The sequence below is a fragment of the Deltaproteobacteria bacterium genome (genome assembly GCA_019309545.1).
Taxonomy (GTDB): Bacteria; Desulfobacterota; Desulfobaccia; order Desulfobaccales; family Desulfobaccaceae; genus Desulfobacca_B.
The window spans coordinates 1-10,426 of sequence record JAFDGA010000041.1; the positions used below are offsets into that span (position 1 = coordinate 1).

The following is a 10,426-nucleotide window of genomic DNA, read 5'->3' on the forward strand; positions in this document are numbered from 1 at the left end:
ACATCCGGAGCCATGATCATGCCCACCGCAGCCGCAGGCGCAGCTCTGGCTGACTTTGGCCGCTGGCGCGTCATAAATTATTACTTCTACCACATCAGACATGAGTCAACCCTCGATGTTAGCAGATTTTGATTTTTATTTTAACCCAGATTTGTTAATCTACCAAGACCTGTCAACTGCCAGATCTAAGCGACAATTTAAAAATAAGCACGGAAGACCTAGTTTGCCAGGCTCCCTGGTTTTCTATTGAAAAAGATTATCTAAAACCATCATGATAATGAAGCCCATGATCACCCCGATCGTAGCTTGCCGGTCATTGCCGCGCGAATGGGTTTCCGGGATTATCTCTTCACTGATCACAAAGAGCATAGCCCCAGCCGCAAAGGCTAGCCCATAAGGGAGCAGGAACTTTCCCAGGGAAACTACGCAAATAGCTAACAATCCTCCCACCGGTTCGACCAGTCCGGTCAATAAAGCGATTAAAAAGGCCCTGGTTCGGGTATTTTTCTCTCTCAAGAGGGGGAAGGCTACTGCTAATCCTTCCGGCATATTTTGGAGGCCAATGCCAATGGCCAAGGTTGTTCCGGCTTTAATGTCACCGCCGGCAAAACCGACGCCCACCGCCATTCCTTCCGGAAAGTTATGAATAGTTATGGCCAGAATAAACAGCCATAATTTATCAAGACGGGTAGAAGGGCCCTTAACTCCGGTGACAAAATGCATGTGGGGCGTAAATCTTTCGGTGACCATAATGAATAATGTTCCGGCAACAATGCCGACCACAGTCTTCCAAATTCCGCCGATGGCAATAGCAGGAACGATCAGGCTGAATGAGGTGGCAGCCAGCATAACTCCGGCCGCAAAGCCCAGTGCGGCATCAAGGAATCGATCCGAAACCTGGCGGACAAAGAAAACCAATAAGGCTCCGACGCCCGTAGCCAACCCCGCCAAAAGACTTGCCAAGCTTCCTATCAGAATCAGGTCCATAATTTGAGATAATCCATGTTTTTAACGCTACCTTAACCAATATCTTGCCCATCTGGCAACATTGTACCTGATGATGGTTAGATTAGAATAATCTTGGCGCCTTAATTTGCAAGACAATGCTATTTTAGATATTAGACCAGGTTGGGAGCCGAAGGGCTTGATTAATATTTGACTTTAAATTTCAGGGGATAACCCTCTTGACAGGTCCGCGATAAAAAAATAGATTAATTATTTCAAGAAAATTCTATATAGAATCAAAACTTCCGGTGGGTCCGGAAAATTGCGTGTTAAAGGAAACCTGGAATTATGAAAAAGCGTTATCTTATGGCACCGGGGCCGACACCGATCTCGCCCCACACCTTGCTGGCTATGGCCACCCCTATCATTCATCACCGTGCTCCTGAATTTGCAGAAGTGCTGGCCGAGATCCGGCAGGGTCTCAAGTATCTTTATCAGACCAAAAACGAAGTCCTGATTTTCGCGGCCTCTGGTACCGGGGCTATGGAAGGGGCGATCACCAACACCCTGTCGCCGGGAGAAACTGCCCTGGTTATTCGGGGCGGTAAGTTCGGTGAGCGTTGGGGCGAAATCTGCGAGGCCTATGGCGTTAAAACCGAGAACCTGGATGTTGAATGGGGTCGGGCCGTGACCCCCGAGGCGGTGGCCGAGCGACTGCAACTCAATCCAGAGATCAAGGCGGTCTGCGTCCAGGCCCATGAGACTTCTACCGGGGTTAAACACCCGGTTAAGGAACTGGGCGAGCTTATCAAGGATCGCTCCGGGGTTATTTTGATTGTAGATGCCATTTCCGCTATGGGAGTGTATCCTTTGCCGATGGATGAATGGCATCTGGACGTGGTGGTAACCGGCTCTCAGAAGGCGCTGATGCTGCCCCCGGGGCTGGCCTTTGCTGGTCTCAGCGATAAGGCCTGGGAATTTGTTAACTCCTCCCGCTGTCCGAAATTTTATTTCAACTTTGCCAAGGAAAAGAAATCTCTGGAGAAAAACCAGGGGGCCTACACCTCGGCAGTTTCTCTGATGATCGGGCTGAAGGATGTTTTGGCTTATATCCGGCAAGAGACCCTGGAGAAGATTTTTGCCAGCCACCGTTTACTTTCGCGGGCTACCAAGGCGGCGGTAGCGGCGCTGGGACTGGAGCTATTTTCTAAGGATAACCCCTCAGAGGCCCTGACCGCGATCCAGGCGCCGGCGGGCATCGACGGGCAGCTAGTAGTCAAATTACTCCGAGAGAAATATGGTCTGACCATCGCCGGCGGACAGGCCCAGGCCAAAGGCAAGATCTTCCGCATTGCCCATATGGGCTATATTGATTCCTTCGATGTGATTATGGCGATTGCGGCTTTGGAAGTGGTCTTGAATGAATTGGGTTACAAAGTAGAACTGGGGACCGGGGTCCGAGCGGCAGAACAGATCTTGTTTGGGGAGGCCTAAACCATGAAAGTCTTAGTTAGCGACGACCTGCATCCAGCCGGGATCGCGGTGCTGGAAAACAGTCCGAATATCGACGTGCTGGTTCAGTTAGGTATGGATCAGGCCGAATTATTGGGAGCAATTCAAGATGTTGATGGCCTAATCATCCGCAGTGGCACCAAAGTCACTGCTCCGGTGATCGACGCTGCCAATCGCCTCAAGGTGGTCGGCCGGGCTGGCACCGGCCTGGACAATGTCGATATCGGGGCGGCCACCAAACGGGGCATCGTGGTCATGAATACTCCCGGGGGTAATAGCATTGCCACCGCGGAACACGCGATTTCCATGCTTCTGGCCTTGGCCCGGAACATCCCCCAGGCAGCACATTCCATGCGCGAGGGGCGCTGGGAAAAGAAGCGTTTCCAGGGCCGGGAGGTGTATAACAAGACGCTAGGGATCATTGGCTTGGGACGCATCGGTACGGTGGTGGCCAGCCGGGCGCAAGGTTTAAAGATGCGCATCTTGGGTTATGACCCCTATGTCAAACGGGAGATGGTGACCTCCTGCGGGGTTGAGATGGTATCATTTGACGATCTCTTGGCCCGTTCTGATTTCATTACCCTGCATACTCCCAAAACCAAGGATACCACTTATATTCTTAATCGCGAGGCCTTCCGCAAAATGAAGCCGGGCGTAATGATTGTTAATTGTGCCCGGGGCGGTTTGATTGATGAAGCGGCGCTGGTGGATGCCTTGCAAGAAGGGCTTGTGGCCGGGGCAGCTATTGATGTCTTTGAACAAGAGCCACCGGTAGGTTCTCCTTTGCTGATTATGGGCAACGTCATCTGCACCCCTCATTTAGGGGCATCAACCGAAGAGGCCCAGAAAAATGTGGCCGTTGCCATTGCCGAGCAAGTGGTGGATTATCTGCTCAATGGGACCATCAAAAATGCCGTCAACGCTCCGGCGGTGAGCGGCGAAATGCTGGCCCAGGCCCGGCCCTATCTGACCTTGGCCGAGGCCTTGGGTAGTTTCCAGGCCCAGATCATTGAAGGCCCGATTGATAGCGTTGCCATTGATTACATCGGGGAAGTCTCCAAACTGGAAACCAAACCCTTGACTCATTCCCTGCTCAAGGGCCTATTGTATCCGGTGATGCATGATGAGGTTAATTACATTAACGCCCCCAGCATCGCCAAGAGTCGGGGAATTCATCTGACCGAGTCTAAAATCGAGTCGGCTGAAGACTTCACCACCCTGATTCGGCTTTCGGTGCGCTCTGGAAGCCAGCAATATACCGTGGCCGGGACGATCTTCGGAAAATACGAGCCCCGGCTGGTGCGGATCAATGAATTCCGGTTGGAAGCCCTGCCCGAAGGACACATGTTATTCATTTATAATACCGACCGGCCTGGAGTGATTGGCTCGATCGGCACCACCATCGGCAAGCATAATATTAATATCGCTCGGATGCAGGTCGGCCAGGAAAAGGAACGAGGGCAGAATGTCATCCTGTTGACCACCGATACCCCGGTAACCCCGGAGTGTTTGGAAGAGGTGCGCAGTCTGCCTCATGTAGCCAAAGCCATGCAGTTGGAACTTTAGACTGGAGTAAGGTTCTGGAAGATCGACGAGTTCTGTAGCGGAATGCCAATCAAGCCGATAGGCATGGAGGAGGACAACAGGCATGGCCGAAACCGAGGATAAAGGTTACACTGTTAAAGATCGACGGTTCTTTTTCCAGAGCGAGGAAGAGAAGGCTCGGCTGCGGGAAGAAACCCGGTCGGAGGGAGGTTCAGCCGGCCAAACCTCGGAAGAGTGTCAGCCGGAAGCCGAATCCCGGACCTGTCCCTTGCCGGAGATCACCTTCTCATCCTTTCTCATTTCGCTCAGTTCCTCCGCGTTTTTGCATCTGGGGGAGCTTCCCGATCCAGTTACGGGAGAAAAGAAAAAGGATTTGCCGCTGGCCAAGCAGACCATTGATCTCTTAGGATTATTGCGGGAGAAGACCAGAAACAACCTTACCCCTGAGGAAGAGAATCTTTTCGACCATATGCTTTATGATCTGCGGATGCGATACGTCAAAGAGGTCTCGCGGTCCGGAGGATAAGGGTGCGCGCCTTTACCCGGGTCTGCCCCGCCAAGGTTAATCTGTGCCTCAAAGTGGTAGGCCGACGTCCGGATGGCTACCACAATCTGATCACGGTGATGCAACCTTTGACTCTGGCCGACCGGGTTACCCTGACTCTGACCGGGGAGGAGATTGTTCTGGAGTGCGATCATCCGGAGTTGCCTAAAAACAGCCGCAACCTGGCCTATCGAGCAGCCCAAGCTTTTCAGACCGAGATCGGCCAGGAGTTCGGGGTCCAGATCCAGCTCCGGAAGAACATCCCCCTAGCCGCCGGGTTAGGCGGGGGCAGCAGTGATGCGGCCGGGGTGTTATTGGGGCTAAATGCCCTGAAAGGCTATCCTCTCTCGGGCCTGGCTTTGCATCGACTGGCCGGTAAGCTTGGAGCCGATGTCCCGTTCTTCCTGCTCTCCGGCCCAGCGTTAGGCCGGGGGATCGGGACGCAATTGACGCCTTTGAGGTTGCCGGCTTACTGGTATGTTCTCATTAATCCGGGAATCCAGGTTCCTACCGCCTGGGTTTATGCCAATCTGACGCTGCCCTTAGGCAGCCCCGGTGATGCGGAAATCAGTGCCCGATTAACCCCGGAGACCTGGGCTAGTTGGTTTTACAATGATCTGGAATCGGTAACCATGAAGGCTTTTCCACAACTGGCGATTCTCAAAGCGGCCTTGGGTGATCAGGGTGCCCTGGCCGCCTTAATGTCCGGCAGTGGCCCTACCGTTTTCGGGGTTTTTGCAAACCCTCAAGCAGCCCGGCGGGCAGCCCAGCACCTTGAGAGCTCTTTGGATGAGTGGATCCAGGTTGCCCAGGGGATTTCTGGCGACCATCTGCTGATTGGCCCAAAGGAGACTTGCTGATGGATGAATTAAAGGTTTTTAGCGGTAATGCTAATCGTCCACTGGCCGAGAAGATCTGCCATTATTTAGGGATTCCTTTAGGCCAAGCCAATGTCGGGCGCTTTTCGGACGGCGAAATCACGGTGGAGATCAATGAGAATGTACGGGGCAAAGATGTTTATGTGATTCAGCCCACCTGTAGCCCGGTAAACGAGCACCTGATGGAATTGCTGGTAATGATGGATGCTCTAAAAAGGGCCTCGGCCGGCTGCATTACCGCGGTGGTGCCTTATTATGGTTATGCCCGCCAGGACCGCAAAACCGCGCCCCGTATGCCGATCACCGCTAAATTGGTGGCGGATCTGATTACCGTCGCCGGGGCTCAACGGCTGTTGACCATGGATCTGCACGCTGGTCAGATCCAGGGTTTTTTCAATATTCCGGTAGACCATCTCTTTGCCACGCCAGTGCTACTAGACTATCTGCGACAGAAATTCGGTCCGGAACCGACGATAGTCTCTCCCGATACCGGCGGAGTCGAACGGGCCCGGGCCTTTGCCAAACGTCTTAATACCACCATGGCCATTATCGATAAACGTCGTGAAGGGCCAATCATCAAAGCCATGACCCTGATCGGCAATGTCTGGGGCAAAGAGGCCATCATTCTGGATGACATGGTCAATACCGGGGGGACATTGGTCAGTGCCGCGGAAATCCTCTTGCATCATGGCGCCCGCCTGGTCCATGCCGCGGTCACCCATCCGGTCCTATCCCGCAATGCGGTCACCAATATCCAGGGGTCATTGCTCCAGGGTCTGGTGGTCACTGACACCATCCCCTTGTCAGCAGAGGCCCAGACCTCCGAAAAGATCACGGTGCTCTCGGTGGCCGGGCTGTTGGGGGAGGCCATTAAACGTATCCACCAGCAGGATTCGGTCAGTGCTCTATTTGTCTGAATCTCTTTGCTCAGAAAAGATAAATTCTCACGACTCCCATCCCTATCTGCCCTCGGGCCAGAATTATTACCCGGATGATGAGGAGGGAAACTCATGGCTCTTCCTGAATTGTCGGCCAGGATTCGCCAGCGGGTTGGCACAGGTCCTTCCCGGGCCTTACGCCGGGACGGAATGGTCCCGGCCATCCTCCACCAACCGCCGCACCAGCCACTGTGGCTTAAAATTAGAACTCATGATTTAAACCGCCAGTCCCTGGACAGAGTAAACTCGGAAGTCCTCCTTAAAATTGAGGGGCCGGAGGGGGAGCGTCGCGTCCGGGCCCGGGTCCAGGAAGTACAGCGCCATCCTTTCCGGGACTATTTGCTGCATCTGGATTTTATCGCCCTGCAGCCAGCGTCTGGTCCCGCACCGGAAGTCACCTGAAAGGTCAAGGACGTTGCGTCTGGTGGCCGGCTTGGGCAATCCTGGCACTCGATATCAGCACACCCGTCATAACCTGGGTTTCCAGGTAATAGAGGTACTCAGCCAGCATTGGGGAATTGCTCTTTCCAAACGGAGCCTCGCCAACCGCTGGGGCCAGGGCCGGGTTAATCAGGAAAGCGTTATCCTGGCCCAGCCCCAGGCCTACATGAACCTTAGCGGCCCCCCGATTTCGCAATTGCTGGCCTATTTTCGGTTAGCCCCGGAAAACCTGATAGTCATCCATGACGACCTCGATATGCCGCTGGGACGCTTGAAAATCGTCCTCAGGGGCGGGGCCGGCGGACATAAGGGGGTCGGCTCCATTATTCAGGTATTGGGAACCGAGGAATTTATCAGGATTAAGGTTGGAATCGGGCGTCCCCAACAGGGTGAAGCGATTGAAGATTATGTATTAAGCCTCTGTTACCCAGAGGAGGCGGAAATTTTTAAGGCTATGGTTCAGCGCGCCGCCGAGGCGGTGGAAACTCTGCTCACCGCCGGGGTCGGCGAAGCCATGAGCCGCTTCCATGGCCCGGTGCCAGCCCCCTGAGGATGCGGCCATTGCGGGTGTTATTTATTTCTCCCAACCGCTTACGTCTGATCGTTCCTCCTCTACCCCTGGGCCTGGCCTCAGTAATTGCCGCAGTAGGAGCTGACCATGCCTTCCGGGTAGTGGATTTCATGTTTGAAACTGATCCGCGGGGAAAGCTTTTGTCCCTGCTCAAGGAATTTCAGCCCGAGATCATCGCCCTGGGCCTGCGCAATGTCGACAACCAGGACAGCCGTTATCCGGTATTCTTTTTCCCGGAAATAAAAAACCTGCTTGACTGGCTGCGGCAGCACTACCAAGGTCCAATAGCCCTGGGCGGCGGCGCCTTCAGTATTTTGCCGCGCGAATTTATGGATTATCTGGGGGCTGATTTTGGCATTGTCGGGGACGGCGAACTCAGTTTCCGGGCTTTACTTGAGGCTTATCCCCAGGGCGAATTTAACCGGGTGCCGGGGCTGATCTGGAAGCAACATGGGCAATGGCAGTGCAATCCCCCAGAGCCGGTGCTGGACCTGGACCAGTTGCCCGATCCGGCCCTGGAGTATTTTACTCCCATTCAGTATCACGAGGCAGTGGGGAACGCCAAACTGGCAGGGATGATAACCTTGCAGAGTCGACGCGGCTGCCCTATGAATTGTATATATTGCACAACCCCGCTGATCGAAGGCCGTCGGCTGCGCACCCGGTCTCCGGAGAAGGTAGCGGCCTTCATGGCCTACTGCCATGACCGCTGGCACTTGACCCGGTTCTATTTTATTGATAACATTTTTAATTATCCCCTGGATTATGCCCGTCAACTCTGCCGGGCAGTTAAAAACCTTAATCTGCCGGTGCAGTGGAGTTGCATTATCAATCCTGCCTTCCCTGATGCTGAATTATTCCACCTGATCCGTAAAGCTGGCGGTTACCGGGTGCAGGTGGGCAATGAGAGCGGTTCTGATTTAGTATTGACCAATCTGGGCAAGGGCTATGGCCGGGGCCAGGTAGAGAACACCCTGCAACTGCTGGAGCAGGCCGGGTTGGCATATAGTTGTTTCCTGTTGTTTGGCGGTCCGGGAGAGACCCCGGAGACAGTGAAGGAAAGCGTCGCCCTGCTGGAGAAGTATCAGCCGCAAATGGTCAATCTGACGGTCGGCATCCGCATATATCCTGGAGCCACCATATACCGCCAGGCCCTGGCGGAAGGGGTAATCAGTAAAACCGACAATCTGCTGTGGCCTTACTTTTATCTCTCCCCGGCAATAGCCGACTGGATCTGGGATTATCTCCCCGAAATCACCGCCCGGCATCCGAACTGGATTTTTTGATACCTGCAATTATTACAAATTGACTCTTATTTTTTGTCTGGTGTACGGCCAGAGTAAGCCTGCCCCTGGGTTATTAAGCCGTATTTTGTACCTAGGTTAGTAACTAGCAAAGGAGATTTCCGATGCCACCCAAATGGGATAACGATGAACGGGAACGTCCGAACTGGCGGGATATCGATCGCCGGAAGGATCGCTCCCGCCATGCAACTCCCCAGCGCCAGCCTCGCCGCGGCCGCAAAGCTGAGGCGGAGTGGATCAGAATCCAGGCCTTGAAAAAGGCCGAGGCCCTGTTTGCGGGCAAACGCGGCCGGCCGGAATACCAGAAAGCTTTGCGGTCTTTGGAAGCCCACCGCGGCACTCCTAAATTTGAGGCCACAGCCAAAAAATTCCTAGCCGAATATGGGATGCCGGAAGATTGGAGCACCCTGATGCTGTTTTTGGATTATTCCGACCCGGAGGTAGTCAAGGAAGTCTTAAATTGTCTGCAGGCCCAGGTCCGGTCCCGGAGCCGGGTAGAACAACAGGGGTTGCAAGGCAAACTGCGGACTATGTCTCTGACCACCAAAAATCTGGAATTAAAACTGGCGGCCGAGGCCATCATCGCCGAGATTTAGGGTTTGTCTCTTGACCAGCCCGGTAAAGCAGCAATCAGGCTTTAATCCCAAAATTACCGAACCGGCTGGCGGAAACACTCGGCTGGAGATTAGCTTATCTCTGGACTTCACTGCGGGACAACAGCCAATAGATAAAGCCTAATACCAAGATGCCGCCGATATAAAGTGCCTGAAGAGTGATGTCCTTGTGAGCTATAGAGGAAATTAATTCTTCCCGGATAAAGGCGACCAGGCCGACCCCGACGAATAGGTGCAACTTGAAAGCGCCGCCTCGCAGGCGTTCAATCTCCGCTTCCAGCAATTCAATCACCAGCCATAAGATCAACAAAGACCCCAGGGCGCCGAGCAGTGCTTTTTCAAACTGGCTCGTGAAGACATTGATGACATCGTTGATTATCATTACCACCGCGCCCACGGAGAGACCCAGCAATCCGATCACCAGGGTCATGTTAAGGCCAAAAGTAAAGCGATGGGCAAAGCGGATCACGGCGTCATCCAATTTAAAAGTTAGGAAAACCCGGCGTAACTCTTCTTCGTGGTAGGTGCGGGCAATAACATCCAGGTTGAGGTCGAGAATCTTATCCACCGCCCGGAGCGCCGGGGGCTGCAGGTCGGGATCGACTTCCGCCTCAATAACTCGTCGCAGGCGATCCCGGATGAAGTTCATGGCGACATATACAAAATGGGCCGACAGACCGATACGCACATGAGCGTGACCGATGCGCTGTAAGCGTTTAAAGTAGCGCTCGTCAAAGGAGCCTTGGAAAAGATCCAAGAGCCAGCCTTGGTGAGCCTGACGGAGACGAACCAGAAGGGTTTCGTCCGCCAGGAATTGAGCGGTCCCTGGCATTTCTCTTAAAAAGTTGTAGAAATCATCAGTAATCTGATTCATGTAGGGCTCTACCACGGGCAGCAACTCTCTCAGAGTTTCTATCTCTGACTCGGAAAACCGGTAATGATCCTTAATTTCTCTGAAGGTGGTCATATTATCTACTTTTATCTCTGTTTGGGCAATTTAATTACCAGTCCCAAAATGACACCGTTGCAAAAACCGTGATTGTCTTTTAGCTCGATTTTGGGCAAATTTTTTTGGCACAAAGGAACTAAGTCTTCATAGGACCCTTATAATCTCCAATTTAGTGGTCTTATCTT

At 53.4% G+C, this 10,426-nt stretch carries 11 protein-coding genes; 9 read left to right on the forward strand and 2 right to left on the reverse strand.

What is annotated here, in order from left to right; translation table 11 throughout:
- Window positions 1–243: 243 nt before the first annotated feature.
- On the reverse strand, window positions 244–987 hold the full coding sequence (locus JRG72_10450; GenBank protein MBW2135624.1) for a ZIP family metal transporter: 744 nt from the start codon (window positions 985–987) through the stop codon (window positions 244–246).
- A gap of 306 nt (window positions 988–1,293) precedes the next feature.
- Here JRG72_10450 and JRG72_10455 point away from each other — a divergent pair, with 306 nt between their 5' ends.
- The 9 genes from JRG72_10455 to JRG72_10495 all read left to right on the forward strand — a co-directional run bounded on the left by JRG72_10455 (window position 1,294) and on the right by JRG72_10495 (window position 9,274).
- Complete coding sequence (locus JRG72_10455) at window positions 1,294–2,439, forward strand: alanine--glyoxylate aminotransferase family protein (protein MBW2135625.1); 1,146 nt, start codon at window positions 1,294–1,296, stop codon at window positions 2,437–2,439.
- A 3-nt stretch (window positions 2,440–2,442) separates the two neighbouring features.
- Entirely contained in the window at window positions 2,443–4,023 is a 1,581-nt protein-coding gene (locus JRG72_10460; protein ID MBW2135626.1) for a phosphoglycerate dehydrogenase, read from the forward strand.
- 82 nt (window positions 4,024–4,105) lie between these two features.
- Window positions 4,106–4,528 (forward strand): DUF1844 domain-containing protein, encoded by a 423-nt coding sequence (locus tag JRG72_10465; GenBank protein MBW2135627.1) that lies wholly within the window; start codon window positions 4,106–4,108, stop codon window positions 4,526–4,528.
- Between the two features lie 2 nt (window positions 4,529–4,530).
- Window positions 4,531–5,406: a 4-(cytidine 5'-diphospho)-2-C-methyl-D-erythritol kinase gene (ispE, locus tag JRG72_10470; GenBank protein MBW2135628.1), complete on the forward strand. Its 876-nt coding sequence runs from the start codon at window positions 4,531–4,533 to the stop codon at window positions 5,404–5,406.
- Window positions 5,406–6,341, forward strand: coding sequence for a ribose-phosphate pyrophosphokinase (locus JRG72_10475; GenBank protein ID MBW2135629.1), 936 nt, complete (start codon window positions 5,406–5,408; stop codon window positions 6,339–6,341). Before ispE ends, JRG72_10475 begins: the two co-directional genes overlap by 1 nt.
- A 93-nt stretch (window positions 6,342–6,434) precedes the next feature.
- Window positions 6,435–6,764, forward strand: a complete 330-nt coding sequence (locus tag JRG72_10480) for a hypothetical protein (protein ID MBW2135630.1) — start codon at window positions 6,435–6,437, stop codon at window positions 6,762–6,764.
- A gap of 13 nt (window positions 6,765–6,777) precedes the next feature.
- Window positions 6,778–7,353: an aminoacyl-tRNA hydrolase gene (locus JRG72_10485; protein ID MBW2135631.1), complete on the forward strand. Its 576-nt coding sequence runs from the start codon at window positions 6,778–6,780 to the stop codon at window positions 7,351–7,353.
- Window positions 7,354–7,364: 11 nt separating this feature from the next.
- Window positions 7,365–8,660 carry a radical SAM protein gene (locus tag JRG72_10490; protein MBW2135632.1) on the forward strand — a complete coding sequence of 432 codons (1,296 nt, stop codon included), beginning with the start codon at window positions 7,365–7,367 and terminating at the stop codon, window positions 8,658–8,660.
- 122 nt (window positions 8,661–8,782) lie between these two features.
- On the forward strand, window positions 8,783–9,274 hold the full coding sequence (locus JRG72_10495) for a hypothetical protein (GenBank protein MBW2135633.1): 492 nt from the start codon (window positions 8,783–8,785) through the stop codon (window positions 9,272–9,274).
- Between the two features lie 94 nt (window positions 9,275–9,368).
- Here JRG72_10495 and JRG72_10500 read toward each other — a convergent pair whose 3' ends face one another.
- The gene (locus JRG72_10500) at window positions 9,369–10,259 is read right to left on the reverse strand and encodes a phosphate-starvation-inducible PsiE family protein (GenBank protein MBW2135634.1); all 891 of its coding nucleotides are present in this window, start codon (window positions 10,257–10,259) and stop codon (window positions 9,369–9,371) included.
- Between the last annotated feature and the right edge of the window lie 167 nt (window positions 10,260–10,426).